The sequence below is a fragment of the Thermocrispum sp. genome (genome assembly GCF_002919275.1).
GTDB lineage: Bacteria > Actinomycetota > Actinomycetes > Mycobacteriales > Pseudonocardiaceae > Thermocrispum > Thermocrispum agreste.
Genome location: NZ_PKFA01000033.1, coordinates 35,429 through 51,511, shown reverse-complemented (window position 1 = coordinate 51,511; position 16,083 = coordinate 35,429). Strand labels below are relative to the sequence as shown.

13 protein-coding genes and 2 pseudogenes are annotated in these 16,083 nt (G+C 70.1%); 10 read left to right on the top strand and 5 right to left on the bottom strand.

The genetic code is table 11. From position 1 onward, the window contains the following. Nucleotides 1–319: 319 nt before the first annotated feature. Both CXP56_RS07220 and CXP56_RS07215 read right to left on the bottom strand, forming a co-directional pair. A pseudogene (locus CXP56_RS07220) lies at nucleotides 320–888 on the bottom strand (serine protease). Between the two features lie 53 nt (nucleotides 889–941). Next, nucleotides 942–1,106 carry a hypothetical protein gene (locus CXP56_RS07215; RefSeq protein WP_211227471.1) on the bottom strand — a complete coding sequence of 55 codons (165 nt, stop codon included), beginning with the start codon at nucleotides 1,104–1,106 and terminating at the stop codon, nucleotides 942–944. A 177-nt stretch (nucleotides 1,107–1,283) separates the two neighbouring features. Here CXP56_RS07215 and CXP56_RS07210 point away from each other — a divergent pair, with 177 nt between their 5' ends. Then, nucleotides 1,284–1,871 (top strand): hypothetical protein, encoded by a 588-nt coding sequence (locus CXP56_RS07210; RefSeq protein WP_028846579.1) that lies wholly within the window; start codon nucleotides 1,284–1,286, stop codon nucleotides 1,869–1,871. A gap of 19 nt (nucleotides 1,872–1,890) precedes the next feature. Continuing rightward, a complete protein-coding gene (locus CXP56_RS07205) occupies nucleotides 1,891–2,538 on the top strand; it encodes an RES family NAD+ phosphorylase (RefSeq protein ID WP_028846578.1) in 648 nt (215 codons plus the stop codon). On the opposite strand, the gene CXP56_RS07200 is transcribed toward CXP56_RS07205, so the two are convergent. Continuing rightward, the gene (locus tag CXP56_RS07200) at nucleotides 2,520–3,527 is read right to left on the bottom strand and encodes a TerC family protein (RefSeq protein WP_051309668.1); all 1,008 of its coding nucleotides are present in this window, start codon (nucleotides 3,525–3,527) and stop codon (nucleotides 2,520–2,522) included. The genes CXP56_RS07205 and CXP56_RS07200 overlap by 19 nt on opposite strands. A gap of 360 nt (nucleotides 3,528–3,887) precedes the next feature. On the opposite strand from CXP56_RS07200, the gene CXP56_RS07195 reads away from it, so the two are divergent. Together CXP56_RS07195 and CXP56_RS07190 are read left to right on the top strand one after the other, a co-directional pair. Continuing rightward, the gene (locus tag CXP56_RS07195) at nucleotides 3,888–6,830 is read left to right on the top strand and encodes an alpha/beta fold hydrolase (RefSeq protein ID WP_038044366.1); all 2,943 of its coding nucleotides are present in this window, start codon (nucleotides 3,888–3,890) and stop codon (nucleotides 6,828–6,830) included. After that, nucleotides 6,827–7,771, top strand: coding sequence for an ABC transporter permease (locus tag CXP56_RS07190; protein ID WP_286900507.1), 945 nt, complete (start codon nucleotides 6,827–6,829; stop codon nucleotides 7,769–7,771). Before CXP56_RS07195 ends, CXP56_RS07190 begins: the two co-directional genes overlap by 4 nt. Nucleotides 7,772–8,134: 363 nt before the next feature. Here CXP56_RS07190 and uvrB read toward each other — a convergent pair whose 3' ends face one another. Beyond that, a complete protein-coding gene (gene uvrB / locus CXP56_RS07185; RefSeq protein ID WP_028846575.1) occupies nucleotides 8,135–10,288 on the bottom strand; it encodes an excinuclease ABC subunit UvrB in 2,154 nt (717 codons plus the stop codon). A 58-nt stretch (nucleotides 10,289–10,346) separates the two neighbouring features. Between uvrB and CXP56_RS07180 the strand changes: the two genes are divergently transcribed. The 5 genes from CXP56_RS07180 (at nucleotide 10,347) to CXP56_RS07160 (ending at nucleotide 14,651) form a co-directional block, all read left to right on the top strand. Next, entirely contained in the window at nucleotides 10,347–10,853 is a 507-nt protein-coding gene (locus CXP56_RS07180) for a ribonuclease FAU-1 family protein (protein ID WP_028846574.1), read from the top strand. Nucleotides 10,854–11,001: 148 nt separating this feature from the next. Next, nucleotides 11,002–11,928 carry an ABC transporter ATP-binding protein gene (locus CXP56_RS07175; protein ID WP_286900504.1) on the top strand — a complete coding sequence of 309 codons (927 nt, stop codon included), beginning with the start codon at nucleotides 11,002–11,004 and terminating at the stop codon, nucleotides 11,926–11,928. Between the two features lies 1 nt (nucleotide 11,929). Continuing rightward, entirely contained in the window at nucleotides 11,930–12,667 is a 738-nt protein-coding gene (locus CXP56_RS07170) for an ABC transporter permease (protein WP_028846572.1), read from the top strand. A 5-nt stretch (nucleotides 12,668–12,672) separates the two neighbouring features. Next, complete coding sequence (locus CXP56_RS07165) at nucleotides 12,673–14,025, top strand: sensor histidine kinase (RefSeq protein WP_286900502.1); 1,353 nt, start codon at nucleotides 12,673–12,675, stop codon at nucleotides 14,023–14,025. Beyond that, entirely contained in the window at nucleotides 14,022–14,651 is a 630-nt protein-coding gene (locus CXP56_RS07160; RefSeq protein ID WP_028846571.1) for a response regulator, read from the top strand. The genes CXP56_RS07165 and CXP56_RS07160 overlap by 4 nt, the downstream gene beginning before the upstream one ends. Nucleotides 14,652–14,794: 143 nt before the next feature. On the opposite strand, the pseudogene coaE reads toward CXP56_RS07160, so the two are convergent. Next, nucleotides 14,795–15,703 (bottom strand): annotated as a pseudogene (gene coaE / locus CXP56_RS07155) (dephospho-CoA kinase); the annotation flags it as partial. 176 nt (nucleotides 15,704–15,879) lie between these two features. On the opposite strand from coaE, the gene CXP56_RS07150 reads away from it, so the two are divergent. Further along, nucleotides 15,880–16,083: a hypothetical protein gene (locus tag CXP56_RS07150; RefSeq protein ID WP_084608891.1), complete on the top strand. Its 204-nt coding sequence runs from the start codon at nucleotides 15,880–15,882 to the stop codon at nucleotides 16,081–16,083.

Below are 16,083 nucleotides of genomic sequence, written 5' to 3'. Positions count from 1 at the left end.
ACGCACAAACGCTGCCATTCGCGTCACAGCGGCGAAATCAGGAGAATCGCCACGCCTCCGCCCGCTGCGGCCGACATCGGGCACCTTTTTGTGAAGGTCTCTTCACATTTTGCGCGCGGCAAGAATCGCAAAGACCGGGACTTCACGGAATCCTCGATGTCGCCAATTTCACACGCATGATCCGGGTCGCTCCCGGCGGGGATCGGCATGCCCGGCCACGGCCCACACCTCGCGGACGGAGTACCGCGGCACCGCAGCTCGCAGAAAGAGGAAGGGCGGGCCGCCCCGCCGGCCCGCCCCGCGCGACCTCCGTGCACGCCTAGCTGCCGATCTGTTCCTGCAGCAGGCCGTGGAAGCTGCTCACCCGGGCGTACACCCCCGGCTTGCCCGGCCGAGCGCATCCGTCACCCCACGACACGACCCCGATCAGCTTGCTGTCCACCACCAGCGGACCACCCGAGTCCTGCGTGCAGGCGTCCTTGCCACCCTCGGGGAAGCCGGCACAGATCATGCCGTTCCGCTCGTAGAACTCGGGATAGGCGCGCTGGCAGTCCGCGTCGCCGACCACCGGAACGTCGACCTTCCGCAGATGATCGGACGGCGAACCGTCCTCCCGAGTGAGCCCCCAGCCGAGCACGGTGGCCATGGTGCCCGGCCGGTAGGCCGGGTCGCCCGGCTGGGCCAGGGTGGCCAGCTCCTCGTTCACCGGCTTGCTCAACGTCAGCACGGCGACGTCGTAGTTGTAGCCCTCCACGTGTACGAGGGGTGCGTCCACAGCGCCTTCACGCGCGACACGGTGCCCTCGTCCGAACTCATCACCGTTCGCCCGGACACCACTCGAAGCTCGTTCGGGCGCAGGCCCTCCACACAGTGCGCAGCCGTGACCACCTTGTCCGGTGCGACCAGCGTGCCGCCGCAGAACCCGGTCCCGTCCGCCTCCGTCAACCGCCCGTGAAGGGGTAGTCCTCGATGTCGGCTTCTTCCCCGCCGACGATGAACGGCTGGACAGGAGCGGCCTCCGCGGCCGCGCCCGCCCCCAGCGTCGCCACGAACGCCAGCGCGGCAGCGACTGCCGCCCTGACCGCCTTGCGCTTGGCAGCTGCCATCGATCTCCTCTCTCCGGCTTCGGTTTCACCGATCGCTCGTCAGGTGCACGGGTCCCGGCGCGGTGCGGTTCGTCAATCTTCCACTGAGTTCGTGACATCGTTGTCAACACTTGTCGTCGACTTTGCTGCAGCACCGGCGAGCGCACGAATGCGCACGATCGTGCTAGCATGGGTGCCATGACCGCGGCGACTGGTTTGGAATCCGTCCTTGCCGAAGCGGGCCTGCGGGTCGACGCCCGGGAGTTCCTTCGGCTGGTTGCCGACGCTGCGCGCCGGATCGCCCCGATGCACGGTTCGCCGAGCGACTACTTCACCGAGGAACAGCGGAAGGTGCTCACCGACGTCGGCCTCGACCTGCGCGACGCCCAGGAAGGCGAGCTCGATCCCCGTGCCCGCTCGGTCGCCGCGGCGGCCGCGTTCGCCGAGACCTCCTACTCGGTGAGCGAAGCGGCCCAACTGCTCGGGGTGGACGCCAGCCGGATCCGGCACCGGTTGAAGGACGGCAAGCTGCTCGGCTGGAAGGACCACGGCTGGCGGCTGCCTGCCTGGCAGTTCACCGAGCACGGCACCCTGCCGGGACTCGACGTCGTGCTGCGCAGCATCCCGGACGATCAGCCCCAGCTGGTCGTCGCCGCGTTCATGAACACGCCGCAGGCGGATTTGGAGCTGAACGGCAAGCCGGTCTCCCCGCGCGCGTGGTTGCTGGCGCACGGCGACCCGCAGCGCGTGGCGGACCTAATCGCCACGCTCGGCACGGCGGCGTAGGGGCGGCGGGATCCGCTTGATGGCTCGGCTTCCCTCGCCGCCGCCGCCCGGCGAACTGGCCGGCGCACTGCGCCCGTCGGAGGACATCGTGGCGGTGCATCCGGCCACCCGGCTGGTCCGGATCTTCACCGCGCTGGGCAATCATCCGCAGAAGTGGAATCAGTTCCGGTACGCCGGACCACTCCCCCACGGACGTTTCGACCCGCAGGACGTCACCAGCCGGCCGGACACCCCGCAACCCGGGGTGCTGTACTTCGCGCTGTCGGTACGGACCAGCGTCGCGGAGGTCTTCCAGACCACGTCGATCGTCGATCGCCGGACCCGATCCCCGCACCTGGTGGTGCTCCGCCCGGCCCGCACGCTGCGGCTGCTCGACCTCACCGGGCTGTGGCCCACCCGCGCCGGGGCGTCCCAGGAGATCTCGTGCGGCTCGAAGAAGATGACCCAGCGGTGGACCAAGGCCATCCGCGCGGCCTACCCCGATCTCGACGGCGTGTGGTACCGCTCGTCGATGGACTCCGGCGACCCGGCGATCGCGCTGTGGGACCCGCCGGCGGGCGACGCCCTGCCGCCGGCGCCGGACGTGCTGCTGCCACTGAACCACCCGGGCCTGGATCTGCCGCTGGCCAGGGTGTGCGCCGACCTGAACTACGTGTTGCTCGGCTGAGAGTCCGCCGCCACCGCGGCCGGCGTGGGGGTGCCCGCTTCGGCCGCCCGGCGGTCCCTGCGGCTCTTCAGCAGGCTCAGCAGGGTCGTCACCGCCAGCACGGTGACGATGACGCCGAGCGAGACCCAGTTGCTGATCTCGAAGGTGTCCGGCACCCAGTGGTATTCGTGCGCGGCGTGCAGGAACAGCTTGGCGCCGATGAACGACAGGATCACCGCCAGGCCGTAGTTGAGGTACACCAGCCGCTCGACCAGGCCGCCGATCAGGAAGTACAGCTGCCGCAGTCCCATGAGGGCGAACGCGTTGGCGGTGAAGACCAGGTAGGCCTCCTGCGTGATGCCGAAGATCGCCGGGATGGAGTCGACGGCGAACAGCAGGTCCGCGCTCGCGATGGCGGCGATGACCAGGAACATCGGGGTGATCCAGCGCTTGCCGTCGCGCTTGACGACCATCTTGTGCCCGACGTAGTCCTCGGTCACCGGGAAGATCTTCCTGGTGCGCCGGATCAGCGCGTTCTCGTGGTACTCGTCGTGGTCGGTGCCGCGCAGCATGGACACCGCCGTCCACACCAGCACGGCACCGAACACGAAGAAGACCCAGACGAACCGTTCGATGAGCGCGGCGCCGACGGCGATGAACACACCGCGCATGACCAGCGCCAGCAGGATGCCGATGAGCAGGACCCGGTGCTGGTGGATGGCAGGCACCTTGAACGAGCCCATGATCAGCATGAAGATGAACAGGTTGTCCACGCTGAGCGAGTACTCGGTGATGTAGCCGGAGAAGAACTCGACACCCGAGTCGTGGCCGCCCCACACCCACACCCCGATGCCGAACAGCACCGCGCACGCGACGTAGAAGGTGACCCACCGGGCCGCTTCACCGGTCGTCACTTCGTGCGGCTTGCGATCGACGATGACCAGATCGACGACGATGAGAACGAGCAGACCGCCGAGGGTGGCCAGCCACAGCCAGACAGGCACCGACATCAAAAACATACCTCCGGGTCAGGTGGTCTCCCGGAGGTCTCTTCCACCGGCCGGGCCGGTCGGCGAAGCCGGGTGCCACCGGCGGACGATGCCGGGGCAGCCGTGCTGACGACTCCACCGCGAGGGAATACTCCCCTCCACGTTCCGCTCAATCTTGGCCGATGCCGGGCGTCCACGCCAGTGAAAGTACCCATAATCACGTCGGTTCGACCCTCGCGGCGACCCGGAACCGGGCACGGCGCCACTTTCCCGGCAGCCCGGGCCCTGGCCGGGGGTCCTTTCCATCGGCACGGCAACGGTTCGGCAGCGGTTGCCGGTCCCTGAAGCCTCCCTCAGCTACTCCCCGCTACGGTCGATCGCATGCGCGTGGTGCGCCTTCCCCGCAAGCGCCTGCCCAGGCTCCTGCTCGTCGTGACCCTCGTCGCCGGCGTCGTCGCGGCCGTGGGCGGGATCGCCTATGCCGTGCGGCCGCAGCCGCCCGACGTCACCGTCGCCGAACGGTTCGTCCACGTCCCCTCGTCGCCCGGCTCGCCGCGGCAAGAACGGCTGGACACCACGCTCTACATCCCGGAAACGGCACGGGCGACACCGGCGCCGGCGGTGCTGCTCCCGCACGGCTTCGGCGGCAGCAAGCACAGCGTCACCCGCGACGCGCAGGAGCTGGCGGAACGAGGATTCGTCGTGCTGGCCTACTCCGCACGCGGACACGGTCGCAGCTCGGGCAAGATCGGGCTCAACGATCCCGACGCCGAAGTCGCCGACGCCGGCAAGCTGCTGGACTATCTCGCCGCCCAATCGACCGTGGCCAAGGACGCCGACGGGGACCCGAGGGTGGCGGTGGTCGGCGCCTCCTACGCCGGTTCACTGGCCCTGCTGCTGGCCGGGACCGACGACCGGGTCGACGCGATCGTCCCGGTGATGACCTACAACGACCTCGAGCAAGCGCTGATCCCGAACACCGGCACCACCGGCAGGTTCACCCCGCGCTCACCGGCCGAGTCGATCGGCGAGCCCGGCGGGGTGTTCAAGCAGGCGTGGACCGGCAACCTCTTCCTGGGCGGGATGGGCACCCCCGACCGCGGTACGGGCGGGCCACCCCCCGATGCGCCCGAGGCCGGGGCGGACCCGGACGACGCACCGGGCGGTCAGGCGGAAGGAGCCGCTGGTGCCTTGTCGAGTGGCTCCCTCGGGGGCGGCCTCGCCTCCCCGCGTGGCGCCTTTGGCGGGCCTGGCGGTGGCGACGGCGAGGCGATCGGTCCGTGCGGCCGTTTCACCCCCGAGGTGTGCCAGGCGTATGCCGACATGGCCGAGGACGGCAAGCCCAGCAGACAGACCCGTGCGCTGCTGGCCAGAGTCTCGCCGAAGTCGGTGACGATGAACATCACCGTGCCTGCCCTGTTGGTGCAAGGCGAGCGGGACACGTTGTTCGGGCTCGACCAAGCGGACGCGAACGCCAAGCAGATCGCCGCGGCGGGCGGGGAGGTTCAGGTCGTCTGGTACGCGGGCGGGCACGACGGCGGCGGTCCCGGGCCGCAGCTGCGCGCGAAGATCGGTGACTGGCTCGCCTACCAACTCGGCGGGCCGGATGCACCGGCGGAGAACCCGCTGCCCGCCTTCCGCTACGACATCCAGGGGACCTACCAGGCATCGCGCGCCCCCTCGGTACGCACCATCGAAACCAGCAGCTATCCCGGGCTGGGCACCGCCGTCACCACCCGGCACGACGTGCCCTTGCACGGCGGCCCCCAGACCATTTCGAACCCACCCGGCGGCAACCCGGCCTCGATCAGCGGTGTGCCGGGCATCAACGCGATCGCCGGCCGCTCCTCGATCGCGGCCAGCCTGTTCGGGGTCGATCTCCCCGGGCAAGCGGCCGCGTTCACCAGCGCGCCGATGCGGTCGCAGCTGACCGCGGCCGGGTCGCCCACCGTGCGGCTGCGGGTCACCGCGCTGCCCGGCTCGGGCGGGGCGCGCGGCGGGACCAACGACGTCGTGCTGTTCGTGAAGTTCTACACCGTCGACCCGGACAACCGCCGCACGCTGGCCGGGAACGCGGTGGCTCCGGTGCGGATCCCGGACGTGCGCACGGGAGAACCGGTCGAGGTCACCGTCAGCCTGCCCGGCATCGTCAAGCCGGTCGATCCGGATCACCGGGTTCAGGTGGTGGTCGCGACCACCGACCAGGCGTATCACAACGCCACCGAACCGATCTCGTACCGGGTCTCGGTGGCCGGGCCGATCAGCATCCCCAGCGTGAGCGGAACCGCGACCGGCGGGCAGTGGCCGGCCGCCCAGCTGCTCGGCATCGGCGCCGTCCTGGCGCTCGGGTTGGGCGTGGCGCTCGTGGCGGCCGTCCGCCGGAGGCGGGCGCGCAGCGTCGACGACGAGCTGTCCGACGTCCCGCTGGTGATCGAGGGCCTGACCAAGAAGTACCCGGGCGGGCTCACCGCGGTCGACGACCTGTCCTTCTCGGTGCAGCGCGGCCAGGTGCTCGGCCTGCTCGGCCCGAACGGTGCGGGCAAGACCACCACGTTGCGCATGCTCATGGGGCTGATCACCCCGACTTCGGGCCAGATCAGGGTGTTCGGGCACCGGGTGTATCCCGGCGCCCCGGTGCTGTCGAGGATCGGCTCGTTCGTCGAGGGCTCCGGATTCCTGCCGCACCTGTCCGGACGGCAGAACCTCGAGCTGTACTGGGCGTCCACCGGCAGGCCACGCGAGCAGGCGCACTTCGACGAGGCGTTGGAGATCGCCGGGCTCGGCTCGGCGGTCGACCGCAAGGTGCGCACCTACAGCCAGGGCATGCGCCAGCGCCTGGCCATCGCGCAGGCCATGCTCGGCCTGCCGGAGCTGCTGGTGCTCGACGAGCCGATGAACGGACTCGATCCGCCGCAGATCCACCAGATGCGCGAGGTGCTCAAGCGGTACGCGGCCACCGGCCGGACGGTACTGGTCTCCAGCCATCTGCTCGCCGAGGTGGAACAGACCTCCACGCACGTGGTGGTGATGCACCGCGGCAGGCTCATCGCCGAGGGCGAGGTCGGCGAGATCGTCGCCGCGGGCGGCGAAGCCACCTTCGTCGTGGACAAGCCCGAGGAGGCGGCCAGGGCGTTGACCGCCGTCAAGGGCGTGACCTCGGTGGAGACCAACGGCCGGGCGGTGCATGCCAACCTGGACGGCATGGCGCGCAGCGAGGCGGTCGCCGCGCTGGTCAACGCCGGGGTCGCGGTCGAGCAGGCAGGGCCACGGCGACGGCTGGAAGACGCCTTCCTCCGGCTCGTCGGAGAGGAGCCGCACGAATGACCGAGCACAAGCGCGACGACCTGTCCGACGTGCACACCGACCCCGCGGCGCTGGACGACCTGACATCTGCCGCCCAACGGGAATCGCTCGGCGTCGGCACCAGCGGCGGCGTCGCGGGCTACGACCCGCGCAGGACACTGCGGTTCGGCGTGGAGCTGCGCCGCCAGCTCGGCCGCCGCCGGACGCACCTGCTGCTGGGGCTGGTCGCGCTGCTGCCGATCGTGCTGGCCGTCGCCTTCGAGATCGGCACAACCAACGCCAACCGCAGGCAGGGCGGGTTCATCGACCTGGCCACCGTCAGCGCCCCGAACTTCGTCGTGGTCACGCTGATCGTCGCGGGCGGCTTCCTGCTGCCGATGATCGTGGCGCTCTACTTCGGGGACGTGATCGCCTCGGAGGCCTCCTGGTCGTCGCTGAAGTACCTGCTGGCCATCCCAGTGCCCCGGCATCGCCTGCTGCGGCAGAAGGCGCTGGTCGCGGCCGCGTTGTCGGTACTCACCATCACGGTGCTGCCGCTCACCGCGCTCGTCGTCGGGGTGATCTGCTACGGCGCCGGGGACGCGATCTCCCCCACCGGCGAGGCAGCGCCGTTCTGGACCGCGGTGGTCTCCCTGCTGATGTGCATCGGCTACATCGTCGTCCATCTGGCCTGGATCGCCGGGCTCGCGCTGCTGCTCAGCGTGAGCACCGACGCCCCGCTCGGCGCGGTCGGCGGCGCGCTGGTGGCCTCCGTCGTCTCGCTCATGCTCGACCAGATCACCGCGCTGGAGGACCTGCGCAACTTCCTGCCCACGCACTACGCCTACGCGTGGACGGACCTGATGGCGGCGGAGATCAACTGGACGAACATCGCCAACGGGGCGCTGAGCGCGACCTGTTACGCCACGGCCTTCTGCCTGCTGGCCGGACGGCACTTCGCCCGCAAGGACATCACCAGCTGAGGTGTTCACGGTCCCGGCGGGCATCGCCGTCGCGGACTCACCCGGTACACCCGTCACGGACTCACCCGATACACCTGTGACGGGTCAACCGGTACGCCCCTTTCCGGTCAGCGGTATGCCCCCTTACGGGACTGCGCGTGCCTGTGCGCAGGCTCCGTCAGCCCTCGGGCCGGCAGCGCGCAGGCTGCCACGACAGGCGGCGGGAGCCTGATGCCCGCGAAACTCCTGACGAGTCGCGTCACCAGCCGGCCACCGGACCCCGCCGGTGGTGTCCGCCAAACCGGGAGGGGACGGCGGAGAACGCCACGCGCGCCTGCTGCGCAGCCGCTCGGCGCCTCCGATGGCCACTGGGCGCCGAGGGCGCTACACCCCGGCGGCGTCCATGCCGCGCAGTTCCTTCTTCAGGTCGGCGATCTCGTCCCGCAGTCGGGCCGCGAGCTCGAACTGCAGGTCGCGCGCAGCCTGCATCATCTGCTCGGTCAGCTGGGCGATCAGGTCCGCCAGCTCGTCCCGCGCCATCGACTTCACGTCCCGGTCGACCAGCACACCCGCGGTGCGTACCCGGTCGCCCTGCTCCGGCTTCTTGCCGCGGGACGCGTTCCGGCCGGACCCGCCGACCTCGACCTTCTCGGTGTCCTCCGCCTCGGAGTAGACCCGGTCCAGGATGTCCGCGATCTTCTTCCGCAGCGGCTGCGGGTCGATGCCGTGCTTCTCGTTGTAGGCGATCTGCTTGGCCCGCCTGCGGTTCGTCTCGTCGATGGCCTGCTTCATCGACTCGGTGATCGTGTCGGCGTACATGTGCACCTGTCCCGACACGTTCCTGGCCGCGCGTCCGATGGTCTGAATCAGCGACGTGGTGCTGCGCAGGAACCCTTCCTTGTCCGCGTCCAGGATCGCCACCAGCGACACCTCGGGCAGGTCCAGGCCCTCTCGCAGCAGGTTGATGCCGACCAGCACGTCGAACTCCCCGGTGCGCAGCTGCCGCAGCAGCTCGACCCGGCGCAGCGTGTCCACCTCCGAGTGCAGGTAGCGCACCCGGATGCCGAGCTCGAGCAGGTAGTCGGTGAGGTCCTCGGCCATCTTCTTGGTCAGCGTGGTGACCAGCACGCGCTCGTCCCGCTCGGCCCGGACCCGGATCTCGTGCACCAGGTCGTCGATCTGCCCCTTGGTGGGCTTGACGATCACCTCCGGGTCGACCAGGCCGGTCGGCCGGATGACCTGTTCGACGTACTCGCCGCCGGTCTGGCCCAGCTCGTACGGCCCGGGGGTGGCCGACAGGTACACCGTCTGCCCGATGCGCTCGGTGAACTCCTCCCAGGTCAGCGGGCGGTTGTCCAGCGCGCTCGGCAGCCGGAAGCCGTGCTCGACCAGCATCCGCTTCCGCGACGCGTCGCCCTCGTACATGCCGCCGATCTGCGGCACCGTCACGTGCGACTCGTCGATGACCAGCAGGAAGTCCTCCGGGAAGTAGTCCAGCAACGTCGCAGGCGGCGACCCGGGCGGGCGCCCGTCGAGGTGCCGCGAGTAGTTCTCGATCCCGGAGCAGAACCCGACCTGCCGCATCATCTCGATGTCGTACTGCGTGCGCATGCGCAGCCGCTGCGCCTCCAGCAGCTTGTTCTGCGACTCCAGCTCGGCGACCCGCTCCTCCAGCTCTCGCTCGATGTCCCGGATCGCGCGCTCCATGCGGTCGGCGCCGGTGACGTAGTGGGTGGCCGGGAAGATCCGCAGCTCGTCCACTTCGCGGACGATCTCCCCGGTCAGCGGGTGCAGGTAGTACAGCTTCTCGATCTCGTCGCCGAACATCTCCACCCGCACGGCCAGCTCCTCGTAGGCCGGGATGACCTCGAGCGTGTCACCCCGGACGCGGAACGTGCCCCGGGCGAACGCCAGGTCGTTGCGGGTGTACTGCACGTCCACCAGCGCGCGCAGCAGATCGTCCCGGTCGATCTCGTCCCCGACCCGCAGCAGCATCGACCGGTCCAGGTACGACTGCGGCGTGCCCAGGCCGTAAATGCACGACACCGACGCGACGACGATGACGTCCCGCCGGGACAGCAGGCTCATCGTCGCCGAGTGGCGCAACCGCTCGACGTCGTCGTTGATCGACGAGTCCTTCTCGATGTAGGTGTCCGTCTGCGGGACGTACGCCTCGGGCTGGTAGTAGTCGTAGTAGCTGACGAAGTACTCGACCGCGTTGTACGGGAACAGTTCGCGCAGCTCGTTGGCCAGCTGGGCGGCCAGCGTCTTGTTCGGCGCCATCACCAGCGTCGGGCGCTGCATCCGCTCGATCAGCCACGCCGTGGTGGCCGACTTGCCGGTTCCCGTCGCACCGAGCAGCACGACGTCCTTCTCGCCGCGCCGGAGCCTGCGCTCCAGCTCGTCGATCGCCTCCGGCTGGTCGCCGGACGGCTGGTACTCGCTGACCACCTGGAATCTGCCGCCCTTGCGCGGGATCTCCGACACCGGGCGGTACTCCGAATGCGCGAGAACAGGTCGTTCGGTTGCGAATGCCACGGTTCCAGGGTAGGCGGCGGCACCGACAACGTCAGATCACCTCGGGCAGGATGAAGGCGTGCACCCGCCGAAAGTCGAACGGTTCGACGTCACAGCCAAGATCAACGTCGACAACAAGGGCATCGTGCGCGCGGTCGACGAGTACCGGGTCGAGCCGTTCGGGCTCTACATGGCGCGGCCGACGCCGGGCAGGAAGAACTTCTCGTACCTGGAATCGTGGCTGCTTCCCGAGTTCGGCCTGCGCATCAGCGACTTCCACTTCACCCCGGGCCACGAGCGCGACCAGGACTTCTACCTCGACGTGGTGCAGATCGGCGTCGACGGCGGGACGTGGACCACCCGCGACCTGTATCTCGACCTGGTGCTGCGGACCGGCAAAGCGGTCACCCTGATGGACACCGAGGAGCTGATGGCCGCCACCACGCAAGGACTGATCTCCGAGCAGGACGCCGCCTGGGCCGTCCGGACGGCGACCGCGGCCGCGACGGCGCTCGCCGCACACGGCTACGACCTGCGCCGCTGGCTGGCAACCCGGCACATCACGCTGACCTGGCGGCGCCGCTGAGATCTCCGATGCCTGGCTGCCCGCGGCCGATGACCGGCTGACCCCCGCATCAACCGTTCGGTTGATCGCGGTTTGACCGCGCTGTGGATTCGCCAACCCCTCGTCGTGACGGACGCTGGATCTGTCACGACGAGGGGAAAGGCACACCATGCCGGTCATCGAAGTACAGGGGCTGCACAAACGCTACGGCGACAAGATCGCCGTGGACGACGTGTCGTTCGCGGTCGAGGAAGGTGAGATCTTCGGCATCCTCGGCCCCAACGGCGCCGGGAAGACGACGACCGTGGAATGCATCGAAGGCCTGCGGGTGCCCGACCGGGGGACGGTGTCGGTGTACGGGATGAACCCGCGGACCGACCGCAGGGAAGTCACCCGGCTGATCGGCGCCCAGCTGCAGGAGAGCCAGCTGCCGGACAAGCTGCGGGTGGGCGAGGCGCTGGAGCTGTTCGCCTCGTTCTACCCCGACCCTGCCGACCCGGACCAGCTGCTCGCCTCGCTCGGCATCGCGGACAAGCGCGACACGCCGTTCCGGAAGCTGTCCGGCGGCCAGAAACAACGGCTGTCCATCGCGCTCGCGCTGGTCGGCAACCCGAAGATCGCGGTGCTCGACGAGCTGACCACCGGGCTGGACCCGCAAGCCCGCCGGGACACCTGGGACCTGATCGAGCAGGTGCGCGACCGCGGCGTGACCATCGTGCTGGTCACCCACTTCATGGAGGAAGCGGAACGGTTGTGCGACCGGCTCGCGCTCATCGACCGGGGCCGGGTGGTGGCGCTGGACTCGCCCGCGGGGCTGGTCGCCAAGGTCGACGACGAGCAGCGCATCCGGTTCCGACCGTCGCAGCCGATCGACACCGAGGAGCTGCTGGCGCTGCCCGAGGTGCGCACGGTCACCAGGACCGGTACCCAGCTGGTGGTCACCGGCGACAGCGACGTGCTGCACGCGGTCACTTCGCTGCTGGCCCGCAAGCGCATCGTGGCCTCCGAGCTCCGGCTCGAGCAGACCACGCTGGACGACGCGTTCCTGGCGCTGACCGGGCGCGGCCTGGACACCGCGGACGAGGGAGGAAACTGACGTGACCGCATTGGCCACACTCACCAAGACCGAGGCGAAGCTGCTGCTGCGCGACCCGGCGGCGGTGTTCTTCGTCATCGTCTTCCCGCCGCTGCTGCTGCTGGTGCTCGGCGCGATCCCGCCGTTCCGGGAGCCGAACCCGGAGACCGGCGTGCGGACCATCGACCTGTACGTACCGATCCTGGTCGCGATGGCCATCGCCATGTTCGCGCTGTCCGGGCTGCCGAACCAGCTCGCCGGGTACCGCGAGCGCGGCATCCTGCGCCGCATGTCGACCACGCCGGTCTCGCCGGCCATGATGCTGACGGCGAACCTGATCGTGTTCGTGGTCACCGCGCTCGGCGTGACCGCCGTGCTGCTGGCGCTGGGCAAGCTGGCCTTCGACGTCGACCTGCCGCGGCAGCTGCCCGGCTATGCGCTGGTCTATCTGCTCAGCCTGGTCTCGATGCTCTCGATCGGGTTGTTCATCGCCGCCGTGGTGCGCACCGCGAAGGCGGCCGCGGCGGCGGGCCAAGTGCTGTTCTTCCCGATCTTGTTCTTCGCCGGGCTGTGGCTGCCACGTGCGGCGATGCCGGACACGCTGCGGCAGATCAGCGACTACACCCCGCTGGGCGCCGGCGTGCAGGCACTGACCGACACCGCCGCAGGCGGCACACCGCAGTTGTTGCACATCGTCGTCATGCTCGCTTGGATCGCAGTGACAGGAATCGCTGCGGCCCGGCTGTTCTCCTGGGAGTAACGAGCGTGCGAGACGACTCGCGCCGCTTCCCGGTCGTCACCGTCGACCGGGAAGCGGGCTTCGACGCATGGGAGCGTCGTGAATCACGGCTGTTCGCGGCGCTGCCCTACGTCATGCTGGCCGCATCGGTGACCATCACGGTGGTGCAGTCCGGCTACCCCATCCGGATGTGGCTGGTGCTGCCCCTCGCCGGGCTGGCGGCCGGGTGGACCTGGTGGTTCCTCACCGCGCACCCGCGGTGGCGGGAGGAGCGGCCCGGCCTGATGGCGGTCTACTTCGTCGGGTTCCTGGCCGTCACCGCCACGCTGGTGCTGGAAGCGCCCTGGTTCGGCATCTACGCATGGGTCGGCTTCGTGCACTCGTTCGAATGCCTGCGCGGGCCGTGGCGGTTCGCCGGGCAGATCGCCACCGCGATGCTGATGGCGATCACCCAGAGCGGCGGCGAGCTGCCCGCCACACCGCGTGCGGCGGCGACGTGGCTGATGCTGGTCGCCGTCAACGCCACCGTGGCGGGCGCGTTCACCTACATCGCCTACGTCACGCAGCTGCACAACCGGAAACGCAAGGAGGCCCTGCTCCAGCTGGAAGAAGCCAACGCCAAGCTGGAGCGGGCGCTCGAGGAGAACGCGGGCCTGCACGCGCAGCTGCTGGTGCAAGCCCGCGAGGCGGGCATGCTGGACGAGCGCCAGCGGCTGGCCGGCGAAATCCACGACACGCTGGCGCAGGGCTTCACCGGGATCATCACCCAGCTGCAGGCCGCCGAGCAGGCCGCGGACGATCCGGCACGGTGGCGGCGGCACATCGCCGCGGCCGCCACGCTGGCCAGGGAGAACCTGGCCGAGGCTCGCCGGTCGGTGCAGGCGCTGACGCCGGATGCACTGGACAAGGCGCCGCTGCCGGAAGCGTTGCAGGACCTCACCCACCGCTGGTCCGGGCTGCGGGACACGCACGTCGAGTTCACCACCACCGGCACGCCCCGGCCGATGCACCCGGAGATCGAAGCGACAGTGCTGCGGTTGACCCAGGAGGCGTTGTCCAACGTCGCCAAGCACGCCAGGGCGACCCGGGTCGGGGTGACGCTGTCCTACATGGAAGATCAGATCGCGCTCGACGTGCGCGACGACGGAGTCGGCTTCTCCCCCGGCGACGCCGGCGGCAAGGCCGGCGACGGCGGGTTCGGGCTGACCGGAATGCGGCGCCGGGTACAACGCCTGGCCGGAACGCTCAGCATCGAGTCCGAACCCGGCGCAGGGACGGCCATCTCGGCCAGCCTGCCGGCGCTGGAGATGACCGCTCCGTCCCGCGTGCTGCGCACCCCGGGCGGCGCTGACGTGGAGACGAAGGAGAAGGCCGAGTGACCATCTCGTTGGTGATCGCCGACGACCACCCGATCGTCCGGGACGGACTGCGCGGCATGTTCACCCCGGACGCCGGGTTCGACGTGGTCGGGGAGGCGGCCAACGGCGCGGAAGCAGTGGCCGTCGCGGAACGCCTGCGGCCCGACGTGGTGCTGATGGACCTGCGCATGCCCGGCACCGACGGCGTGTGGGCGATCGCCGAGCTGGCCAGGCTGGGCAACCCCGCCCGGGTACTGGTGCTGACCACCTACGACACCGACTCCGACGTGCTCCCGGCCATCGAGGCGGGCGCCACCGGGTACCTGCTCAAGGACGCGCCACGGGACGAGTTGTACCGCGCGGTGCGGGCGGCCGCCCGTGGCGAGACGGTCCTCTCGCCTGCCGTCGCGAGCAAGCTGATCGGTCAGATGCGCCGACCGGAAGCCGAGCCGCTGTCGCAGCGCGAGCTCGAGGTGCTGCGGCTGGTCGCTCGCGGCGCCACCAACAAACAGGCGGCCGCCCAGCTGTTCATCAGCGAGGCGACGGTCAAGACCCATCTGCTGCACGCCTACTCCAAGTTGGGCGTCAACGACCGCGCGGCCGCGGTCGCGGTGGCCTTCCAGCGCGGACTGCTGCAGCCGGAGTGACCTGCCCCCCACGCGGCCCGTTTCACCGTTCCGCGGCGTCGGCCGCGCGAGCCAGGCGAACACCGGCCCGCACGCAGCCGATTTCACCGTCCGGCGTCCCGCGCCGACGTCGCACCGTTGTGGACCGGCCCTCACGCGGCCGGTTTCACCCACACTCTGGCGGGCCGCCCGGGATCGGCGCTGGCGAAGTGGTCGTTGGCGGGCGGGAAACCCGCTTCGGCCAGCGGTCCGGCCAGCGCCTCGGCGTCCTCGGGGGTACGAGCCGTCACCAGCATGTCGATCACCGCCGACGCGGCATCCCCGCTCGACGAAGCGGGCACCGGGTCCACGCGTTCGGCGCGTTCACCCGCCACGAACCGCAGCCGGTCGGCCAGCCTGCGCGCCTGAAACGGCTCGTGCGGGCTGGTTCGCCGTGGCGGCGGTGCCTCCGCCGCCGGCCGGCGCAGGCGGACGTTCGCCTCGTACGGGACCAGGCGCTCGGCCCACAGCTCGTCCACCACGGCCAGCACCTCGTCCTCCTGGCCGCTGTTGTCCAGCCAGACGTCCGCCACCTCGCGCCGTTCCTCGTCGGTGGCCTGCGCTGCGATCCGCGCCCGCGCGTCCTCCTCCGTCATCCCGCGATTGCGCATGATGCGTTCCACGCGCGTGGGCACGTCCGCGTGCACCACGACCACCAGGTGATACATCGGCGCCATGCCGTTCTCCACCAGCAGCGGCACGTCGTGCACGATGATCGCGTCCGGCGGAGCCGCCTCGATCAGCTCCTTGGTGCGCTGCCCGATCAACGGGTGCAGGATGCCGTTGAGGCGGGCGCGGGCGTCCGGGTCGGCGAAAGCGACCGCGGCCAGTGCGGGGCGGTTCAGCGAGCCGTCCTCGGCCAGCACCTCGTCACCGAACTCCCGCACCACCGCGGCCAGGCCGGGCGTCCCCGGTTCCACCACCTCGCGCGCCAGCCGGTCCGCGTCGATGATCACCGCGCCGTGCTCGGCCAGCCGGGCAGCGACCGTCGACTTGCCGGCCCCGATGCCCCCGGTCAACCCCACTCGCAGCATGGCGATCATCCAATCATGCGGTCGGTGCGCCGGTCGACAGCGTGCTGCTTTCAGGATTCAGATCAAGATGCTGTGACTATTGGGACTGAAGTGGGTGACACGCCGCGCGTCCACCCCGTGGTCGCGCCTACCGGCCAGTAGTGTCCGCCGTGAGAGATCGCCCAGATGGAGGACTCATGCGGAGGCACTACGTCGGGAAACACCGGCTGGGCACGCCGGGGTTGGTGCACTGCGTCGAGATTCGATCTGTGGCCGATGCTCTCGCGGAGTACCGGCGCGGCTGGCTGGCCGCCCTGCTGACCCCCGCCAAGCACAGCCTGGCCGGCCTGCGTCGCCGCGCCAGGACCGGACGGCTGGCGACGGCTCCCGCGAGAGCGTAG